Source organism: Nocardioides sp. NBC_00850 (genome assembly GCF_045207335.1).
In the GTDB taxonomy this organism is placed as follows: domain Bacteria; phylum Actinomycetota; class Actinomycetes; order Propionibacteriales; family Nocardioidaceae; genus Nocardioides.
The window spans coordinates 5,970,949-5,988,951 of sequence record NZ_CP108845.1 but is presented as its reverse complement, the minus strand read 5'-3'; the positions used below and the strand labels follow the sequence as shown (position 1 = coordinate 5,988,951).

At 67.5% G+C, this 18,003-nt stretch carries 19 protein-coding genes and 1 tRNA gene; 13 read left to right on the top strand and 7 right to left on the bottom strand.

The genetic code is table 11. The features are described from left to right. Window positions 1-82 precede the first annotated feature (82 nt). Window positions 83-1,453 carry an MFS transporter gene (locus tag OH802_RS29030; RefSeq protein ID WP_406023819.1) on the top strand — a complete coding sequence of 457 codons (1,371 nt, stop codon included), beginning with the start codon at window positions 83-85 and terminating at the stop codon, window positions 1,451-1,453. After that, the gene (locus OH802_RS29025; protein WP_406023818.1) at window positions 1,450-2,238 is read left to right on the top strand and encodes a 3-hydroxybutyrate dehydrogenase; all 789 of its coding nucleotides are present in this window, start codon (window positions 1,450-1,452) and stop codon (window positions 2,236-2,238) included. The genes OH802_RS29030 and OH802_RS29025 overlap by 4 nt, the downstream gene beginning before the upstream one ends. A gap of 17 nt (window positions 2,239-2,255) precedes the next feature. Here OH802_RS29025 and OH802_RS29020 read toward each other — a convergent pair whose 3' ends face one another. Further along, window positions 2,256-3,185, bottom strand: coding sequence for an NAD-dependent epimerase/dehydratase family protein (locus OH802_RS29020; RefSeq protein WP_406023817.1), 930 nt, complete (start codon window positions 3,183-3,185; stop codon window positions 2,256-2,258). A gap of 129 nt (window positions 3,186-3,314) precedes the next feature. On the opposite strand from OH802_RS29020, the gene OH802_RS29015 reads away from it, so the two are divergent. Next, window positions 3,315-4,025, top strand: coding sequence for a TetR/AcrR family transcriptional regulator (locus tag OH802_RS29015; protein ID WP_406023816.1), 711 nt, complete (start codon window positions 3,315-3,317; stop codon window positions 4,023-4,025). Between the two features lie 106 nt (window positions 4,026-4,131). Here the strand turns inward: OH802_RS29015 and OH802_RS29010 are convergent, their stop codons facing one another. Both OH802_RS29010 and OH802_RS29005 read right to left on the bottom strand, forming a co-directional pair. Further along, complete coding sequence (locus OH802_RS29010) at window positions 4,132-5,880, bottom strand: acetyl/propionyl/methylcrotonyl-CoA carboxylase subunit alpha (protein ID WP_406029433.1); 1,749 nt, start codon at window positions 5,878-5,880, stop codon at window positions 4,132-4,134. A gap of 94 nt (window positions 5,881-5,974) precedes the next feature. Next, window positions 5,975-6,937 carry an N-acetylglucosamine kinase gene (locus OH802_RS29005; RefSeq protein WP_406023815.1) on the bottom strand — a complete coding sequence of 321 codons (963 nt, stop codon included), beginning with the start codon at window positions 6,935-6,937 and terminating at the stop codon, window positions 5,975-5,977. Window positions 6,938-7,115: 178 nt separating this feature from the next. Here OH802_RS29005 and OH802_RS29000 point away from each other — a divergent pair, with 178 nt between their 5' ends. The 6 genes from OH802_RS29000 to OH802_RS28975 all read left to right on the top strand — a co-directional run bounded on the left by OH802_RS29000 (window position 7,116) and on the right by OH802_RS28975 (window position 13,211). Further along, window positions 7,116-7,811, top strand: coding sequence for an SIS domain-containing protein (locus OH802_RS29000; RefSeq protein WP_406023814.1), 696 nt, complete (start codon window positions 7,116-7,118; stop codon window positions 7,809-7,811). Window positions 7,812-7,862: 51 nt separating this feature from the next. Beyond that, the gene (ngcE, locus tag OH802_RS28995; RefSeq protein WP_406023813.1) at window positions 7,863-9,272 is read left to right on the top strand and encodes an N-acetylglucosamine/diacetylchitobiose ABC transporter substrate-binding protein; all 1,410 of its coding nucleotides are present in this window, start codon (window positions 7,863-7,865) and stop codon (window positions 9,270-9,272) included. 4 nt (window positions 9,273-9,276) lie between these two features. After that, window positions 9,277-10,299, top strand: coding sequence for a carbohydrate ABC transporter permease (locus OH802_RS28990; RefSeq protein ID WP_406023812.1), 1,023 nt, complete (start codon window positions 9,277-9,279; stop codon window positions 10,297-10,299). After that, window positions 10,299-11,186, top strand: a complete 888-nt coding sequence (locus OH802_RS28985) for a carbohydrate ABC transporter permease (RefSeq protein WP_406023811.1) — start codon at window positions 10,299-10,301, stop codon at window positions 11,184-11,186. Before OH802_RS28990 ends, OH802_RS28985 begins: the two co-directional genes overlap by 1 nt. Window positions 11,187-11,332: 146 nt before the next feature. After that, a complete protein-coding gene (locus OH802_RS28980) occupies window positions 11,333-12,511 on the top strand; it encodes an acyl-CoA dehydrogenase family protein (protein ID WP_378682848.1) in 1,179 nt (392 codons plus the stop codon). Between the two features lie 94 nt (window positions 12,512-12,605). Beyond that, window positions 12,606-13,211 (top strand): GtrA family protein, encoded by a 606-nt coding sequence (locus OH802_RS28975; protein WP_406023810.1) that lies wholly within the window; start codon window positions 12,606-12,608, stop codon window positions 13,209-13,211. Here OH802_RS28975 and OH802_RS28970 read toward each other — a convergent pair. Then, entirely contained in the window at window positions 13,168-13,767 is a 600-nt protein-coding gene (locus OH802_RS28970) for a Maf family protein (protein ID WP_406023809.1), read from the bottom strand. The two genes, OH802_RS28975 and OH802_RS28970, sit on opposite strands and share 44 nt — an antisense overlap. A 143-nt stretch (window positions 13,768-13,910) precedes the next feature. Between OH802_RS28970 and OH802_RS28965 the strand changes: the two genes are divergently transcribed. Next, on the top strand, window positions 13,911-14,291 hold the full coding sequence (locus tag OH802_RS28965; protein WP_406023808.1) for a DUF805 domain-containing protein: 381 nt from the start codon (window positions 13,911-13,913) through the stop codon (window positions 14,289-14,291). A gap of 50 nt (window positions 14,292-14,341) precedes the next feature. Further along, window positions 14,342-14,426 (top strand) — tRNA-Leu (locus tag OH802_RS28960). 161 nt (window positions 14,427-14,587) lie between these two features. Here OH802_RS28960 and OH802_RS28955 read toward each other — a convergent pair. From OH802_RS28955 to OH802_RS28945, 3 genes are read right to left on the bottom strand one after another with little or no spacing between them, the layout of a single operon-like run. Then, entirely contained in the window at window positions 14,588-15,457 is an 870-nt protein-coding gene (locus tag OH802_RS28955) for a helix-turn-helix domain-containing protein (protein WP_406023807.1), read from the bottom strand. A gap of 51 nt (window positions 15,458-15,508) precedes the next feature. Then, window positions 15,509-16,036 (bottom strand): DUF6879 family protein, encoded by a 528-nt coding sequence (locus tag OH802_RS28950; RefSeq protein ID WP_406023806.1) that lies wholly within the window; start codon window positions 16,034-16,036, stop codon window positions 15,509-15,511. 5 nt (window positions 16,037-16,041) lie between these two features. After that, window positions 16,042-16,260: a hypothetical protein gene (locus OH802_RS28945; protein ID WP_406023805.1), complete on the bottom strand. Its 219-nt coding sequence runs from the start codon at window positions 16,258-16,260 to the stop codon at window positions 16,042-16,044. Window positions 16,261-16,488: 228 nt separating this feature from the next. Here OH802_RS28945 and OH802_RS28940 point away from each other — a divergent pair, with 228 nt between their 5' ends. Together OH802_RS28940 and OH802_RS28935 are read left to right on the top strand one after the other, a co-directional pair. Beyond that, window positions 16,489-17,190 carry a TetR/AcrR family transcriptional regulator gene (locus OH802_RS28940; protein WP_406023804.1) on the top strand — a complete coding sequence of 234 codons (702 nt, stop codon included), beginning with the start codon at window positions 16,489-16,491 and terminating at the stop codon, window positions 17,188-17,190. 262 nt (window positions 17,191-17,452) lie between these two features. After that, window positions 17,453-17,869, top strand: a complete 417-nt coding sequence (locus OH802_RS28935; RefSeq protein WP_406023803.1) for a hypothetical protein — start codon at window positions 17,453-17,455, stop codon at window positions 17,867-17,869. Window positions 17,870-18,003: the final 134 nt, after the last annotated feature.

Here is an 18,003-nt window from a genome sequence, read left to right as displayed (position 1 = left end):
TCGGTGAATGTGCATTTGCGTTCACGCCGTGTGCCAACATGCGCGTTGCGAGCACATCGTGATCGCTGTCACACTCCCAGCCATGTCCTCGACACAGCCGGGCGCCACCGCCGCCCCCAACGACCAGAGCCTGCTCCGCAGGACCGTGGCGGCCTCCATGGCCGGCACGGTCGTGGAGTGGTACGACTTCTTCCTCTACGCCACCGCCTCGGCGCTGGTCTTCGCCAAGGTGATCATGCCGGCCACCGGCAACGCCTACGACGCGATCATCGCCGCCTTCGTGACGTACGCCATCGGGTTCGTCGCCCGCCCGCTGGGCGGCGTCGTCTTCGGCCACATCGGCGACCGCCTCGGCCGCAAGTACACGCTGCAGCTGACCATCATGCTGATCGGTGTCGCCACCGTCCTGATGGGCTGCCTGCCGACGTACAACCAGATCGGCCTCGCCGCGCCGATCGCGCTGGTGGTGCTGCGGTTCGTGCAGGGGCTCGCCCTGGGCGGTGAGTGGGGCGGCGCCGTCCTGCTGGTCGCCGAGCACGCCCCCGACGATAGGCGGGCGACCTGGGCCGCCTGGCCGCAGGCGGCGGTGCCGGTGGGCAACCTGCTCGCCACGCTGGTGCTCACCCTGATGACCATCACGCTCTCCGACGCCGCGTTCCTGGCGTGGGGCTGGCGGGTCGCGTTCTGGCTCTCGGCCGTGGTGGTCGTCGTCGGCTACTTCATCCGCCGCTCGGTGACCGACTCGCCGATCTTCGAGGAGGCGAAGGCGGAGCAGACCGAGTCCGCCTCGACCGGTTACGGCGTCTTCGAGGTGCTTCGCCGCTACCCGCTGGGCGTGCTCAAGGGCATGGGCCTGCGGTTCGCGGAGAACATCATGTACTACCTGGTGGTGTCCTTCTCGATCGTCTATCTGGTCGAGGACCAGAAGATGGACCAGGGCGCCCTGCTCGGCCTGATCGCGGTCGCGCACGCCTGCCACTTCTTCTTCATCCTCGCCGTCGGCCGGATCGCCGATGGCGTGGGTCGCAAGCCGGTCTACCTGGTGGGTGCGGTGCTCGGCGCGACCTGGGGCTTCTGGGCGTTCCCGATGCTCGACACCAAGAACAACCTCGCGATCGTGGCGGCGCTCATCGCCGGTCTGGCCATCCACGCGCTGATGTACTCCACGCAGCCCGCGATCATGGCCGAGATGTTCCCGACCCGGATGCGCTACTCCGGCATCTCGATCTCCTACCAGGTGACCTCGATCTTCGCCGGCTCGCTGGCGCCGCTGCTGGCCATCGCCTGGCTCAAGGACACCGGCACCTGGACCAACACCGCGATCTACCTCGCCGTCGCCGGCATCATCACCGGTCTGGTCGTGCTCACCCTCAAGGAGACCCGGGGCGCCTCGCTTCGGGCCCTGGACCGTGCCGACGCCGAGCGTGCCGAGCGCGAGGTGACCCCGGCGTGAGCTCAGCGACGACGGCCCCGCCCGCGCCGGCCGAGTCCGGACGTACGCTGCGGGGCCGCCGCGCCCTGGTCACCGGCGGCGCCTCGGGGATCGGTGCGGCGGTGGCCCGCGAGCTCGCCGCCCGTGGTGCGCGGGTCGTCGTCGCCGACGTGGCCGGCGACGCCGCCCATGCCCTCGCCGAGGAGATCGGCGGCGAGGCGTGGGTGGTGGACCTGACCGCAACCGAGGAGCTGGACGACCTCACCCTGGAGGTCGACATCCTGGTCAACAACGCCGGCATCCAGCGGGTCAGCCCGATCGAGAAGTTCGACCCCGACGACTTCCGCAGGATCCACTCGATCATGCTGGTCGCGCCGTTCCTGCTGGTCAGAGCCGCCTTGCCGCACATGTACGCCAACGGCTGGGGCCGCATCGTCAACATCTCCTCCGTGCACGGCCTGGTCGCCTCCCCCTTCAAGAGCGCCTACGTCTCGGCCAAGCACGGCCTGGAGGGACTCTCGAAGGTCACCGCCCTCGAGGGCGGCCCGCACGGGGTGACCAGCGTCTGCATCAACCCGGGCTACGTGCGTACGCCGCTGGTGGAGAAGCAGATCGCCGACCAGGCCGAGGTGCACGGTGTCCCGGCCTCCGAGGTCGTCGAGCAGGTGCTGCTGCAGGACGTGGCGGTGAAGCGGCTGGTCGAGCCGGACGAGGTCGGCTCCCTGGTCGGCTGGCTCACCGGCCCGGACGCCTCGATGGTCTCCGGCGCCTCGTGGGCCATCGACGGCGGCTGGAGCGCCCGGTAGCTCCAGCCCTGCCGGGATCAGGCCTGCGTACGCCACCAGTCCACCGTCGCCTTGGCCCCGGTCTCGAGCGGGGTGGGAACCAGGCCGAGAAGGGACTCGCTGGCCGAGGAGTCCAGCACGAACGGCTTGTCGAACTGGTAGACCATCTCGGCCAGCTCCCGGGTGCCGGCATGCACGGTGCCGATCGCCTTCATCGTCCAGGTGGGGATGCGGCCGACCCGGGGTGCGGGGACCCCGGCCACGTCGGCATAGAGCTGGACGAGGGCACGCTGCGAGACCGCGGGTGCGGTGGGCGCGTGCAGGAAGGTGTCCCACAGGGTCTTCTCGTCGGCCGCCTTGATCATCGCGGCGCCCAGGTCGGGGACGTACGTCCAGGAGTGCGGTGCGTCCGGGTCGCCGAGGACGCGCATGGTGCGGCCGGCGAGGACCGTCGGGACCATGCGTTCGCCGGCGTGGGCGTTGCGCACCAGCGGACCGTAGAAGTCCGAGGCCGCAACGCTGATCGTCGGGGTCGGGGAGGCGTCGCGGGCGCGGAGCAGCTCGACCCGCACCGCGGGCTTGCCGAAGTCGGCGTTCCGCGGCGTCTGCTCGGTCATCGGCCCGGTGACGTGGCCGTAGGCGTAGAGGCTCTCCGGGAAGACGACCACGGCACCGGCCCTTCCGGCGGCCTCGAGCACGATCTTCTCGGCCCGCGGGAGCTCGTCGCGCCAGGTGCCGGCGGCATAGGCGCTGCCGTGCATGCAGTGGAAGACGGCGCTCACGCCGACGGCCGCCTGGGTGACGGTGTCGAGATCGGTGGCGTCGCCCCGAAGCCGCTCGATGCTCGCGTGCACCGGGCCGCTGCCGGAGCGGGTGAGGAGGCGTACGCGATCCCCGCGGGCGGCGAGCTGCTGGGCGATCGTCGCGCCGACGGGGCCGGCGCCGATGACGAGGTAGGTGCTGTTCATGGCTGTCTCCTGAGGGTGAGGTTCTGAGAGCAGTGCTCTCGGAATGAGTCTGGCGCGAGTCTTCGACAAATGCAAGAGCAGTGCTCACTTTTGTTGACAGCGCTCTCCGAATCGGGTCACGATGGCGTCATGACAGCCACCTCACGAGACGGCACCCCACGCGAACGGGCGCGGGCGCAGACCATGGACGAGATCGTCCGGATCGGCCGCGAGCACCTGGCGATCCACGGTGCCGCCGCGCTCTCGCTGCGCGCGGTCGCCCGCGATCTCGGGGTGGTCTCCTCGGCGGTCTACCGCTACGTGAAGAACCGCGACGAGCTGCTGACCCTGCTCCTCGTCTCCGGGTACGACGAGCTGGGCGACGCCGCCGACGCCGCCGTCGCCTCGGCCCCCGAGGACGACTACCGAGCCCAGTTCGTGGAGCTCGGGCGCGCGGTCAGGACCTGGGCGCTCGCAGAGCCGGCGACGTACGCCCTGCTCTTCGGGTCGCCCGTTCCCGGTTATGCCGCGCCGGACGAGCGGACCAGCGTGCCCGGCACCCGCGTCCCGACCACGATGCTGCGCCTGGCCGCCGGCGCGATGGCGGCCGGTCGGCTGAGCGTGCCCGAGGAGCCGGGGGAGATCTCACCCGCTCTCGCGATGGGGCTCCAAGGCATCCGTGACCAGCTCGGCCTCGATCTGCCCGACGCCTACCTCACCCGCGGCGTACTCGTCTGGACGAGCCTCTTCGGCAGGGTCAGCTTCGAGGTCTTCGGCCAGTTCGGCCCCGACAGCTTCGGCGACCCCGCCGCGCTCTTCGAGCTCCATCTGGCCACGCTGGCCGACGAGCTCGGGTTGTGATCCTCCGTCAAGGTGCGCAGGAAAAGGCGCACATCCCCAGCGGAACTCCGCTGGGGATGTGCGCCTTCGGCTGCATACCTTGATGAAGGAACCAGCCCTCGACCAACTACTTGATCTCGGCGATGACCGCGCCGTTGGCGACGGTCTCTCCGACGGTGGCGTTGAGGCCGGTGATGGTGCCGGTCTTGTGGGCCTTGAGGGGTTGTTCCATCTTCATGGCTTCGATGACCACGACGACGTCGCCCTCGGCGACCTCCTGGCCTTCTTCGACGGCGATCTTGACGATGGTGCCCTGCATCGGTGAGGTGACCGAGTCACCGGAGGCGGCCGCGCCGGCCTTCTTCGCGGACCGCTTGGGCTTCTTCGCCGCCGCGCCGCTGCCGGTGGTGAGGCCGCCGAGTCCGGCGGGTAGGGAGACGTTGAGGCGTTTGCCGCCGACCTCGACGACGACGGTCTGTCGCTCGCTGTCTTCGGCGGGTTCACCGGCGGCACCGGCGTAGGGGGTGATCTGGTTGTCGAAGTCGGTCTCGATCCAGGTGGTGTAGACCTCGAAGGAGCCGTTGGCGGCGGTGTAGGCGGGGTCGGTGACCACGGCCTGGTGGAAGGGGATCACGGTGGGCATCCCGTCGACCTGGAACTCCTCCAGCGCACGGCGTGAGCGTTCGAGGGCTTGGGTGCGGTCGCGGCCGGAGACGATCAGCTTGGCGATCAACGAGTCGAAGGCGCCCGGGATGGTCTCCCCCTTCTCATAACCCCCGTCGAGGCGGACCCCGGGTCCGGCGGGGGGTGCCCATTGGGTGAGGGTGCCGGGGGCGGGCATGAAGTTGTTGCCGCCGTCTTCGGCGTTGATGCGGAACTCGATGGAGTGGCCGCGGACCTCGGGGTCGTCATAGCCGAGTTCTTCGCCGGCGGCGATGCGGAACATCTCGCGGACCAGGTCGATGCCGGTGACTTCCTCGGAGACGCAGTGTTCGACCTGGAGGCGGGTGTTGACCTCGAGGAAGGAGATGGTGCCGTCGGCGGCGACGAGGAACTCACACGTGCCGGCGCCGACGTAGCCGGCCTCGCGCAGGATGGCCTTGGAGGATTCGTAGAGGCGTTTGTTCTGCTCCTCGGACAGGAAGGGTGCGGGGGCTTCCTCGACCAGTTTCTGGTGGCGGCGCTGTAGGGAGCAGTCGCGGGTGGAGACGACCACGACGTTGCCGTGGGTGTCGGCCAGGCACTGGGTCTCGACGTGGCGGGGTTTGTCGAGGAACTTCTCCACCAGACACTCACCACGCCCGAAGGCGCCCACGGCCTCACGGACGGCGGATTCGTAGAGGTCGGGGATCTCCTCCAGGGTCCGGGCGACCTTCAGGCCACGCCCGCCGCCACCGAAGACGGCCTTGATCGCGACCGGGAGGCCGTACTCCTTCGCGAAGGAGACGATCTCGGTGGCGTCCTTGACCGGGTCCTTGAGGCCCGGCGCCAGCGGGGCGCCCGCCTTCAACGCGATCTGCTTGGCCTTGGCCTTGTCACCCAGGGCGTCGATGGCCTCCGGCGAGGGGCCGATCCAGGTCAGACCCGCCTCGATCACGGCGGTGGCGAAGTCGGCGTTCTCGGCCAGGAACCCGTAGCCGGGGTGGACCGAGTCCGCACCGGACTGGCGGGCGACGTCGAGGATCTTCTCGATGGAGAGGTAGGACTCTGCGGGGGTGGCTCCACCGAGGGAGTAGGCCTCGTCGGCCAGGCGTACGAACAGCGCGTCACGGTCGGGGTCCGCATAGATCGCTACCGAGCCGATCCCGGCGTCCTTGCACGCACGGATCACTCGCACAGCGATCTCACCACGGTTGGCGATCAGGACCTTTGTCAGTGGCTTGCTCAACGAGAACTCCTCCATCGTGAATGCATGGACATGCTAGGGGAGGCCATCTCGCCCAGACTCCGGCCGCCCGTCGTAACGATTGTCACACCTCGGTGAGCTGAGCGAGCGAAGAGGTTACTCGGCGGTACACGACGTCGTCGACGAGCACGCCCGCATGCCGCAGCGCCAGCACGGCCGCTCCGGCCAGGCCGTCGGTGGCGACGACAGCCCCGGGAGCGACCCGGGCGGCGAAGTCGGGCTGCCGGGCCAGGACGCTCCCAGCTGCGACCAACGGTCCCTCGACATCAGGCGTACGCACCGCCGCCAGCGTCTCCGCCAGCCCTGCGGCCGCCCGGTCGAGGATGCTCGCGGCGACCTCGTCGCCGGCACCCGCCGCGGTGAAGACGAGCGAGGCGAAGTCGGCCAGCCGGAGCGGCGGCATCGCGTAGAGCGCCGCCGTCGCCGCGACGAGGGTCCCGGTCCGTCCGCCTTGTGGCAGTTCGTCCCGGATCGTGCCGAGCCGGTCCAGCAGCAGGCCGGTCAGCAGCGTCGAAGCGCCGCGCCCGTCGAGCGGCGCCAGCCCGGCACGTACGACCTCCCGGCCCAGCCAGAAGCCCGAGCCGACGTCCCCGAGCAGCCAGCCCAGTCCGTCCGAGATCCCCGCGAGCCGGCCGTCTTCGACCCGCACCGCCGACGCTCCCGTGCCAGAGAGCAGCACATAGCCGTCTGGCGCCGCCGTCCCCGAGAAGTACGCAGCGAGCACATCGAAGTCGAAGACCGGCTCCACCGCGACCAGATCGGAGAGGGCGGCCACGATCGCGGCCCGATGGCCGGGGTCGGCCGCACCCGCCACCGCCAGGGCCGCGCCAGCGAGCCGGCCGGCATTTGCGGAGGTCACGGCCTGGGTGACCGCGTCCCTGATCGCCGTCGTGGCAGCGTCGATTCCGGCGGAGGTCGGGTTGCCGCTGCCGGCCTTTCCGACGCCTCCGCAATGTCCGTCGGAGGAGACCACGACGGCGCGAGTGCTGGTGCCTCCCGCGTCGAGTCCCAGATAGTTGTCATTCATTGACACCGTTTCGTAACAGAAAACCATTGCCAGGCGTACTCTCTCCAAATAGTTTTCGAGCGCAGGCCTCGACATACGGTCGCGGCCGGAGTTTGCTAGGTGGGTGGACTAATTGACCAGAGACGTGTTCGGAGCCTTCGATGAGCAGGTTCGCACACGCCTGTCCGAGCTGCAGTCGATGGCGCAATCCGGTGGCCTCGACGAGGCGGTCGAGGCGATGGTCGGCAGCATCCGCAACGGCGGTGTGCTGCAGGCGTTCGGCACCGGCCACTCGCAGGCGTTCGCTATGGAGATCGCCGGGCGGGCCGGTGGTCTGATCCCCACCCACGCCATCGCTCTGCGCGACACGGTCCTCAAGGGCGACCGGCCGGCGAGCGATCTCAAGGGCGGCCTCCTCGAGCGTGACACCAACATCGCCAACGAGCTCTGGGAGCTCCACGAGTTCCACCCCGAGGACGTCTTCCTGATCGCGTCCAACTCCGGTGTCAACGGCTCCATCGTCGGCATCGCGCTGCGCGCGAAGGAGGAGGGCCACACGGTGATCGCGGTGACCAGCCTCGAGCACACCAACGCGGTCACCCCCAAGCACCCCAGCGGCAAGCGCCTGGCCGAGATCGCCGACGTGGTGATCGACAACCTGGCTCCGTTCGGCGATGCCACCGTCCCGGTCGGTGACGGCGGCGTGCTCGCCGGCGCCGTCTCATCCATCACGGCGGCCTACATCGCCCAGCTCCTGACCCTCGCCACCGCCGCGAGGATCGAGGAGACGGGCGAGACCCCGCCCCTCTACCTCTCCGCCAACATCCCGGGTGGCGATGAGCACAACGATGCGTTGAAGGCTCGCTACGGCGAACGCATCGGAAGCATGGCCTGAACACCCGTAAAGAAGAAGTAACGAGGAATCCACCCGAAAGAAGGCAGCACGATGTCCCAGCAGCTTCACCGGCTCGATCGCCGGACTCTTCTGCGCGGCACCCTCGCCGGCGCGGCGCTCGTGTCGTTCTCTGGAGCGCTCGCCGCGTGTGGCGCGCCCGGTAGCGACAGCGACAACTCCGGCGGTGGCACCAAGTCCGCGTCCAACCCGTTCGGCATGCCCAAGGACGGCACCGTCGACGCAGTGATCTTCGACGGTGGCTACGGCTACGACTACGTCGAGTTCGCCGCAGGCGTGGTCGGCAAGGAGTTCGCCGACGCCGACCTCAAGGTCAGCGCCACGACCAAGATCGCCACGGAGCTGCAGCCGCGCTTCGTCGGCGGCACGCCTCCGGACCTGATCGACAACTCGGGTGCCGACCTGATCGGCTTCAGCTCGATCGCCGCCCAGCTCGAGGAGCTCGACGACGTCTTCGCGGCCGAGAGCTACGAGGGCGTCAAGATCGAGGACACCCTCTACCCGAACGTGAAGGACCCCGGCACCTACAGCGACCGGTTCGTGGCGATCAACTACGTCATGACCCTCTACGGCGTGTGGTACTCCAACTCGCTCTTCCAGGAGAACGGCTGGACCGCGCCGAAGACCTGGGACGAGGCGCTCGACCTCGGTGCCAAGGCCAAGGCCAAGAAGAAGTACCTCTGGGTCTGGGGCAAGGAGGCGGCGACCTACTACCGCACCCTGGTGATCGACTCGGCGGCCAAGGAGGGCGGCGACGAGGTACGCCTCGCGCTGGAGAACCTCGAGAAGGGCGCCTGGTCGAACCCGGTCATCCAGGGCATCCTGGAGAAGCTCGGCGAGATGGTGAAGCAGGACATGTTCGTCCCCGGCGGCGCCGGCACCCAGTTCACCGCCGCGCAGGCGAAGTGGTCCAACGACCAGCAGGCGCTCCTCTACCCGAGCGGCGGCTGGATCGAGAACGAGATGAAGGACGCCACCAAGGAGGGCTTCGAGATGACCGGCATCCCGGAGTTCGTCCTCAGCGACAGCCCGTCGCTGCCGTACGAGGCCGTCCGTGCCGCGGCCGGTGAGGCGTTCATCGTCCCGAGCAAGGCGAAGAACCCGGCCGGCGGCAAGGAGATCCTCCGCGCCATGCTGTCGAAGGAGGCCGCGACCAACTTCGCCAAGACTAAGCTCGCGCCGACCATCGTCAAGGACACCATCCCTGCCGACGGGTTCGGCTCCGCGGCGCTGAAGTCGCAGAGCGCGATGCTCGACGCCGCCGGTGAGAACACCTTCAACTACCAGTTCTACGACTACTACGGCACCAACGCCGACGAGCTGGTCGTGTGGAACTCGTTCCTCTCCGGTGACCTCGACGTCAAGGGCCTGACCAAGGCAGTCCAGGGCATCTTCGACAAGGTTGCCGACGACTCATCGATCGAGAAGCTCAAGGTTTCCTGACACCATGCCGGACCCATCAACCACGATGGCCTGGACGGCCGGCGGCCCCTCCGAGGAGAATCCTTGGGGGGCCGCCCCCGGCCGGCGCCGCCGCAAGCTCACCCTCGACCGGGCACTGTTCATGACGGTCTTCCTCGGCCTCCCGGTCGCGGTCTTCGTCATCTTCGTCGTGGTCCCGATCGGGCAGGCCCTCTTCTACTCGCTCACCGACTGGACCGGCTTCTCTCCGGTCATGAACTTCGTCGGCCTGGACAACTACGCCAAGCTGCTCGACGACGAGACCTTCCTCAAGGCGCTGCGCAACAACGTACTGCTCACGATCGTGGTGCCGTTCGTGACTCTGGTCGCGGCGCTGGCGATCGCGGTGGTCGTGACCACCGCCGGTCCCAGCACCGGCCAGGTCCGCGGTCTGAACGGGTCCGGCTTCTACCGGGTCGTCTCGTTCTTCCCGTACGCCGTCCCGGCCGTCGTCATCGGTCTCCTCTGGGCTCAGGTCTACGACCCCGCCGCCGGCCTGCTCAACGGCATGCTCACCGGCATCGGCCTCGACGGGTTCAAGGACTACGCCTGGCTCGGTGAGGTGCGTGCGGCGATGCCGGCCTCGATGTTCGTGATCATCTGGGCCAGCATCGGCTTCTACACAGTGCTCTTCGTGGCGGCCATCAAGGGCGTACCCGCGGAGATCTACGAGGCGGCCCGCATCGACGGCGCCGGCCGCTTCCGCACCGCCATCTCGATCACGCTGCCCTCGATCCGTGACAACGTGCAGACGGCGTACATCTATCTGGGGATCCTCACCCTCGATGCGTACGTCTTCATGGCGGCGCTCGCCCCTGGCGGCGGCCCTGCCAACAGCACGCTGACGATGAGCCAGCACCTGATGAACACCGCCTTCAAGAAGAGCCAGTTCGGCTACGCCACCTCGATGGGCGTGGTGCTCGCCCTGGTCACGCTGCTCTTCGCCGCCCTGGTCTTCGTCGTCTTCCACTTCGCTGGAGGACGGGACAAGAAGGGAGACGTACGCTGATGAGTGCCGTCACTCTGGACAAGCCTGTCGCTGCCCGATCCGAAGGCGGGCGACGTACGCCCGGCGACGCACTGGTCGCCGGCACCTCGCACACGATGCTGATCATCTGGTCGGTGATCGTCATCGTGCCCTTCTGCTGGGTGGTGCTCTCCTCGTTCAAGACGTCGAAGGAGATCCTGTCCTCGCCGTTCTCCCTGCCAGCGTCGTGGAACTTCGACAACTACGTCAGCGCCTGGACCAAGGCCGGCATCGGGACGTACTTCTTCAACACCGTCATCGTCGTCGGCACCGCCCTGGTGCTGGTGATGCTGCTGGGGGCGATGTGCGCCTACGTGCTGGCGCGGTTCGAGTTCTTCGGCCGCAGGGTCATCTACTACACGATGCTGGCTGGGCTGACCTTCCCGGTCTTCCTGGTCATCGTGCCGCTGTTCTTCGTGCTCCAGGGCATCGGGCTGCTCAACACGCTGCCCGGGCTGACCCTGACCTACGTCGCCTACGCGCTGCCGTTCACCGTCTTCTTCCTCTACGCCTTCTTCAAGACGCTGCCCGACGACGTCTACGAGGCCGCGATGATGGATGGTGCGGGCGAGTGGCGCACGTTCTTCCAGATCATGCTGCCGATGGCCGCACCCGGGATGGCCGGGGTGGCGATCTTCAACTTCCTCGGGCTGTGGAACCAGTTCCTGCTCCCGGTGGCGCTCAACACCGACCGGAACAACTACGTGCTCACCCAGGGCATGGCGTCGTTCTCCTCCCAGGCGGGTTACAACGTCGACTTCGGCGCGCTCTTCGCCGGGGTGGTGCTGACCGTGCTTCCGGTGCTGGTCGTCTACCTGATCTTCCAGCGGCGCATCGCTGGGACGGTCTCGACGGGCACGTTCCGCTGACCCGGATCTGAACCAGATGTGACGCGGATCTCGCGCCCCAGGTTAATAAGCGCTAACCTGGGGCGCATGAGCGAGCGACAGCGAGTGACCATAGGCGTCAGGCCGCCACTTCCGTACTCTTTGCTTTGCCCTACGGAGGTGGCGGCATGACCGCTTTTCTCCAGCCCGAGCACGAAGAGTTGCGTGCTGTCGTCCGTGACTTCGCCCAGAAGGAGATCGCGCCCCATGCCTCGCAGTGGGACCGCGACCATCACTTCCCCGTCGACGTGGTCCACAAGATGGGTGAGCTGGGCCTGTTCGGCCTGACCGCCCCCGAGGCGTACGGCGGGGGCGAGGGTGACCTCGTCGCGCTCTGCGTCGCGATCGAGGAGCTCGGCCGCGTCGACCAGTCGATCGGGATCACGCTCGAGGCCGCCGTCGGTCTGGGCATCAACCCGATCCTCACCTACGGCACCGACGAGCAGAAGGAGCGCTGGCTCCCCGACCTCGTCGCGGGCAAGAAGCTGGCCGGGTTCGGGCTGACCGAGCCGGGCGCCGGCTCCGACGCCGGCGCGACCGCCACCAAGGCCGTCCTCGACGGCGAGGAGTGGGTCGTCGACGGCGCCAAGCAGTTCATCACCAACTCCGGCTCCTCGATCACCTCGGTCGTCACCGTCACCGCGCGCACCGGGACCCGTGACAACGGCAAGCCCGAGATCAGCACCATCATGATCCCCTCGGGCACGCCCGGGTTCACCGCCGAGAAGGCGTACGACAAGCTCGGCTGGCACGCCTCCGACACCCACCCGCTCTCCTTCGACGGCGCCCGGGTTCCGGCCGACCACCTCCTCGGTGAGCGCGGCCGCGGCTACGCCCAGTTCCTGGCCACCCTCGACGACGGCCGCGTCGCGATCGCCGCGCTCGCGGTCGGCTGCATCCAGGCCTGCCTCGACATGGCGCTCGAGTACGCGGGGGAGCGGCAGACCTTCGGCGGCCCGATCGGCCGCAAGCAGGGCGTCGCCTTCCAGATCGCCGACCTCGAGGTCATGCTGCGGGCCTCGCGCCTGCTGACGTACGAGGCCGCGGCGATGAAGTCCGGGCTCGACTCGGGCGCCGTGACGATGAAGGAGTTCAAGCAGGCGGCCGCCGCCGCCAAGCTGTACGCCACCGAGTCGGCCGTCACCGCGACCCGCATCGCCACCCAGGTCTTCGGCGGCTACGGGTTCATGGAGGAGTATCCGGTGGCCCGCTTCTACCGCGACGCGAAGATCCTGGAGATCGGCGAAGGCACCTCCGAGGTGCAGCGCATGCTGATCGCCAGGGGTCTCGGCCTTCCTGTGGAGTAGAGCCCGTCGAGTAGGCGCGAATCCTACGGCACGCTGAACGAAACCCGCGAAGTAATCAAGAGCCATCTCACCATTGACCGTTTACTGTGGCCACATGGTGTTCGGGGGACAGCTGCTAGGACGGCTGCGTCGCACCCGCCTCTTAGGAGAGGCGGTCCGCTTCATGATGGTCGGCGGAATCGCGACAGCAGTCGCATTCGTGCTGTTCAACGGACTGGTCCACGGCTTGTTCATGGGCGCCGGGCCGATGAACGGTCAGCCGATCCCGGCCTACATCATCGCCAACACGGTCGGCATGCTGATCAGCTACGACCTGAGCCGCCGTTGGACGTTCCGTCACCGTGTCTCCGAACACCCCGACGGCGGGTTCACGGCCTATGTCGTGATCAACGCGGTCACGATGCTGCTGCCGATCGCATGCCTGTACGTCACCCGTAGCGTGATCGGCTGGGACAGCGCGATCGCCGACAACCTCTCCGCCAACGTGGTCGGCGTGCTGCTGGGCCAGATCGCCCGGTTCTTCCTCTTCCGGAAGTTCGTCTTCGGCCAGCCCATCCGCTACACGCAGGTCTACGGCAGCGTCGAGGAGGAGGCCGAAGCGCTGAACGCCGCGGCTGGCGCGACGGTGCTGATGGCCTCGGAGCGCCGTGAGTCGGTCAACGGTTCCACAGAGCGGGCCACGCGTGACCGAGCCGGCTGAGCAGGTCGCGTAGCAGCGGCAGGCTCAACCCGACCACGTTGTGGTGGTCGCCCTCGATCCCGGTGATGAACGCCCCGCCGAGCCCGTCGATCGTGAACGCACCCGCGACGTGCAGCGGCTCACCGGTCGCGACGTACGCAGCGATCTCCTCGTCGCTCACATCGGCGAAGTGCACCGTCGTGGCAGCGGTCTGCGACACCTGCTGACCGGTCGCGGTGTCGACCAGCGCGTGCCCGGAGACGAGTACGCCGCAGCGCCCCCGCATCTCGCGCCAGCGCTGGGTCGCCTCCTCCGGATCGTGCGGCTTCCCCAGGGGCTTCCCGTCCAGCTCGAGGACGCTGTCGCACCCCAGCACGAGCGCCCCTTGGGGCACCTCGGGTCGGCCGGCGACCGCGTCGCGCTTGAGCTCGGCGAGCCCGAGCGCCAGCTCTGTCGGCGGCAGTCCATCGAGCTTGCTCTCGTCGACACCGGAGACGATCACCACAGGCTCGACACCTGCGCTGCGCAGCGTCTGCAGCCGGGCGGGGGACTTGGAGGCAAGGACCAGCGTGGTCATGACTCAACCCTAGGGGTAGCGGTCCTTTACCCCGGAGTCCGTCCCGACTAGGTTTCGCACATCCAACCCATCTCAATGAGGAGAAATCCGAAGTGACGGATTACCCGCCGCCCCCGCCCCAGCAGCCGTACGGTGCTGGCCCCGTGGGCGAAGTTACGCTGAGCCAGCCGCTTCGCGGCGCGTCGCCCCGCGACGCCATCGTGCGCTTCTTCAAGAAGTACGCCTCCTTCGAGGGCCGCGCCAGCCGGTCCGAGTTCTGGTGGCCGTGGCTGTTCGCCGTGGTCGTCAACATGGCGATCAACCTGATCCTTGGTGCCGACTCGACCGCCGGCTCCATCATCGGTGGCCTCTTCGCGCTCGCCATCCTGGTCCCGCAGCTCTCGGTCGGCGCTCGTCGCCTGCACGACACCGGCCGCTCCGGCTGGTGGCAGCTGCTCTACCTGACCTGCGTCGGCATCATCGTGCTGATCGTCTTCTGGGCGCTGCCCGAGAAGGCGGAGGGCGACAAGTACAACGTCGCCTGACCGGCGGCTAACCACGAACGGCGATCAGTCTCTAGACTGGTCGCCGCTCGGCCGAAGTGGTGGAATTGGCAGACACGCAGGATTTAGGTTCCTGTGCTCCAGGGCGTGCGGGTTCAAGTCCCGCCTTCGGCACCAGGACTCTTATTCGGAGCCTCACAGAAAGATCTGCGAGCACGAAGTCTCACGTTCAGACCCTTCGGCGTCCTCACCGAGGGGTCTGTTGGCTTCCGGGGCCCGGAGGAACCCCATGACAACGTCATCGGTCCGGCCGTCTTAAGCTGTCCCGCTCAGAGTGCCTACTTGGTCGAGCTGTGGATGTCTCTGGCTGCGAGTTCCAGGCACTTGTCTGCGGCATCGGAGCCGGTGAGCGCGACCGACATCAGCGCTTCAGCCCACCGCTGGTACTGCGCAACCTCGATGGGGTCAGCGATCTCGAGATCCCCCGCAGTGGTCTCGATCGTGACGACCTGGTCTCGCTGATCCCAGGCCTGCCCGACCAGTACCGGGAACTGGTCGAGCGGCACGATCCCGACGGTCGCCTTCGCGCGGGTGGCCAGACCGGCAAGGTGCTCCAGCTGCGTTCGCATCACCTCTGGGCCACCGATCCGCGGGTACAGCGCGGTCTCGGCGACGAGGACGGTGACGTCGCGGCCGGGCTCGTACAGGATGGCGCTGCGTCGCATCCGCGCGGCGACCATGTGGGCGATGTCGTCTTCGGATGCGCCATGCTCGACCGGGCCGCCGATCAGCTTGAGCAGTGCGGCGGCGTAGTCGGCGGTTTGGCACAGTCCTGGGATGACGGTCGGGTGGAAGCTGAACACCCTTGAAGCAGCCCGTTCGGCTGCCTCGTAGGCGCGCTGCACGGCGGCTGGGCCGTCGTCCTGCCCGAAGGTGTCGCGGAACACCGAGTATTCCCAGGATGCGCGCTCCTGGATGGCCAGGAGTCGTTGAGGGTCAGCGCCAACAGCGTCCGCCCAGGTGCGGACCTCGTCCTCTGTGGGCATCTGGCGGCCGGCCTCGATCTTGGAGATCTTGGACTGTGACCAGGTCTGACCGGACTGCTGGAGTTGCGCGGCGAGGGCGATACCGGTGATCCCGGCCTCTCGCCGCGCAGTCCTCAGCGCGTCACCGAGCGCCTCTCGAGCTCGCCGTGTCGCGCTACCCATGACGGGTTCCTCCTGGTCGCCTTGCCTGACTATTCATCGCAGTCGTGCAGATTATGCGTCCTGGCGACGATAGTCGTTCAACGGCACGGAGAGGCCAAGGGCGGTGTCGCGCCACCTTCGGTAGGTGTCGATCAGGTCAGGGTCCTGGACCTCCTCGACGCCCAGGAAGCGACCCTCGTTGTCGTAGGCCATCGCCCACGCCGACTGGCTGGACTGGCCGTCGTCTAGCAACCAGAAGTCCGTGCCCTGAGGGAGGCCCTCGGGCCAATCGCCGGCCGGCACCGGCAATAGGCGGATGTCTTCTCCGGCCTCGCGGTTGCGGACGTACTCAGCGATCTCGTAGCGGACGTAGTCGGTGAGCGGTTCCTCGATGACGTGGACTCGCTGCAGGGACCGGCCGGCGTCCACGTGTCCGGAGATCATCTCTCGCCACTTCACGTCACCGGGCGAGTCGAGCCGCCCGGTGCGCAGGAACTCGGCGAAGGACTCGTGCTCTTCCTCGACGTCGTAGGCCTGGAGCGTCTCCAGGCGGAACCACGACGTGGTCAGGTTCTGGAAAGCGGATCCGAGGTCTGCCACGCCGATCAGGCCCTCCCCTCGAGGACTCGCGCCGCCTGGAGGATCACCTCGGCCGGCATGGTGACGGCGTCCTCATGGTCGGGCATGCCGACGAGCTCGGTGCGGGTGGCGTCCTCGAGCTTGATGCCCTGAACGACAACGACCGCGGGGTCGTCGGTGGTGTGGACCGAGGGGCAGTTGCCGCCGTTGCAGCCGTTACTGACAGCGATACGTGTGAGAGCCATGCCGAGTGCCTCCGTTGTTGTGTGCCCTCCGGACCTGCTCCGGGCGGCGCCTAGGCATCCATGATGGTCGCAAGACATGCGCGTCCGCAAGGGTTCCTTGAACGTAGTTCACGCAAGTACCTTGTAATAGATTGAATATTATTGAAGACTGATGGAACCCGGGGCGCCGAACGGTTGCCTCCGATCGGTGGCCCCGGGATCCATCCACCACACCTGCGACGGAGCAACATGAGTTCCGCAGCCTCCAACAATCGCCGTCCCGGCCCGGGTCGTCCCCGGCACATCCCGGCCTCCGACACCCACGCCGACCCGCGTGACCAGATCCTCGCCGTCTCCGCTCGCCTGTTCGTTGGCCAGGGCTACGCCGGGACCTCGACCCGCGATATCGCCGAAGCGGTCGGGATCCGGCAAGCGAGCCTCTACTACCACTTCGCGGGTAAGCCCGGGATCCTCGCCGAGCTGCTCGAGATGACCGTGCGACCGGCGCTGGACAGGGCCGGCGACCTCGCCCAGATCGAGAGCCCCGAGGCAGCGCTCTACCTCCTCGCGCTTCACGACGCCGACTCCCTCGCCACGCTCATGCACAACATCGGGATGCTGCCCGCATGCCCCGACGTCTCCCAGACGCCAGAAGCTCAGGAGTACGCCGCCGCACGGCGCCAGCTACGGGAGGCGTACGGGTCGCTCGCGGTCGAGTGCGGATCGCAGGACGTGACGGACACGATCGCCATTCGCCAGCTGGGCGACCTAATCCTGAGCGTCGTCGAGAGTGTCATCGCAACGCGTGCGTCGGGCGACCGTGTCACCCACATGGAGCTCCACGCTGTCGCTGCCTCCGCCCTCCGAGTCTGTGGAGTTCCTCAGGCGCAGATCGAGGTTGCTGAGAAGGTTGCGGGCGTCATGCTTGACCAGATGACGGAGGAGCCGTGACCACTATGCTCGTAGACATCGCGCTGTGTTTCGTCAGCAGTCGCGCTGGTGGTCGGCGGATTCCGTTGACAGCCCGAAGCCTGTCCGCCTAGTCTCTTTACTTAGAGTCAGACCTTGCGTAGGGGCCGATGTGAGCAGATTGGCTGCCCTAATGGCTCTTGCTGATTTATCGTTCCGGCCGAAGCCTGCGCGGCCATTACGTTCGCTGTCCTCAAGACCATGTTTCAACGATTCATGACCCAGAGAAAAAGGACGATCTCGGATGCAGCGTATTCTCGGCACTATCGTAAGTGCCTTCGTAGCCATGGTTGCGGTCGTGGGGCTTGCAACCCCGCCTAGTGCAGCCGGCGCAACCAAGGTTCCGACTTCGGACGTCACGATCCAGGCACCGTTCTCTGGATGCAACGGGTTCTTCTGGCTGGTCCTCAATAGGAGCGAGCTCCGCATTACCGCGACCAGCGACACAGTTCGGGCTCGGCTACAGGGCCGGGAGTATGGCCTGCTCTGGGTGAACATCACCAACAGCAACGGTACTAGCCAGCACAGCGGCGCATATAACCTGTCGCGCTATACAGGATTCCGCCACGTGTTCACCGTGAAGAACAACTGGTACATGTACGTCAGTGTGACGAATTCTTCCAACACCGTGACGCTCTGCTCCGGCACGTCTCAGAGGTGATGGCGGCTATGAAGATGCGGACCTCCGATTTCGCCGTATATCGCCCAGTCGGGCCCCTCGAGGACACTCGACTGCTGCTCTGGAACCCGGCCCTTCCGGAGACGACGCCCCTAGACCAGGTGGTCGTTTCAAGC

Excerpts from the sequence above, each read along its gene's own strand:
- OH802_RS28970 (WP_406023809.1), bottom strand. The coding sequence starts at position 13,767 with ATGACCACGCTGGTCCTTGCCTCCAAGTCCCCCGCCCGGCTGCAGACG.
- ngcE (WP_406023813.1), top strand. The coding sequence starts at position 7,863 with ATGTCCCAGCAGCTTCACCGGCTCGATCGCCGGACTCTTCTGCGCGGC.
- OH802_RS28985 (WP_406023811.1), top strand. The coding sequence starts at position 10,299 with ATGAGTGCCGTCACTCTGGACAAGCCTGTCGCTGCCCGATCCGAAGGC.
- OH802_RS29000 (WP_406023814.1), top strand. The coding sequence starts at position 7,116 with ATGGCGCAATCCGGTGGCCTCGACGAGGCGGTCGAGGCGATGGTCGGC.
- OH802_RS28935 (WP_406023803.1), top strand. The coding sequence starts at position 17,453 with ATGCAGCGTATTCTCGGCACTATCGTAAGTGCCTTCGTAGCCATGGTT.
- OH802_RS28955 (WP_406023807.1), bottom strand. The coding sequence starts at position 15,457 with ATGGGTAGCGCGACACGGCGAGCTCGAGAGGCGCTCGGTGACGCGCTG.
- OH802_RS29015 (WP_406023816.1), top strand. The coding sequence starts at position 3,315 with ATGACAGCCACCTCACGAGACGGCACCCCACGCGAACGGGCGCGGGCG.
- OH802_RS28975 (WP_406023810.1), top strand. The coding sequence starts at position 12,606 with ATGGTGTTCGGGGGACAGCTGCTAGGACGGCTGCGTCGCACCCGCCTC.
- OH802_RS28980 (WP_378682848.1), top strand. The coding sequence starts at position 11,333 with ATGACCGCTTTTCTCCAGCCCGAGCACGAAGAGTTGCGTGCTGTCGTC.
- OH802_RS29020 (WP_406023817.1), bottom strand. The coding sequence starts at position 3,185 with ATGAACAGCACCTACCTCGTCATCGGCGCCGGCCCCGTCGGCGCGACG.
- OH802_RS28940 (WP_406023804.1), top strand. The coding sequence starts at position 16,489 with ATGAGTTCCGCAGCCTCCAACAATCGCCGTCCCGGCCCGGGTCGTCCC.
- OH802_RS29005 (WP_406023815.1), bottom strand. The coding sequence starts at position 6,937 with ATGAATGACAACTATCTGGGACTCGACGCGGGAGGCACCAGCACTCGC.
- OH802_RS28945 (WP_406023805.1), bottom strand. The coding sequence starts at position 16,260 with ATGGCTCTCACACGTATCGCTGTCAGTAACGGCTGCAACGGCGGCAAC.
- OH802_RS28990 (WP_406023812.1), top strand. The coding sequence starts at position 9,277 with ATGCCGGACCCATCAACCACGATGGCCTGGACGGCCGGCGGCCCCTCC.
- OH802_RS29030 (WP_406023819.1), top strand. The coding sequence starts at position 83 with ATGTCCTCGACACAGCCGGGCGCCACCGCCGCCCCCAACGACCAGAGC.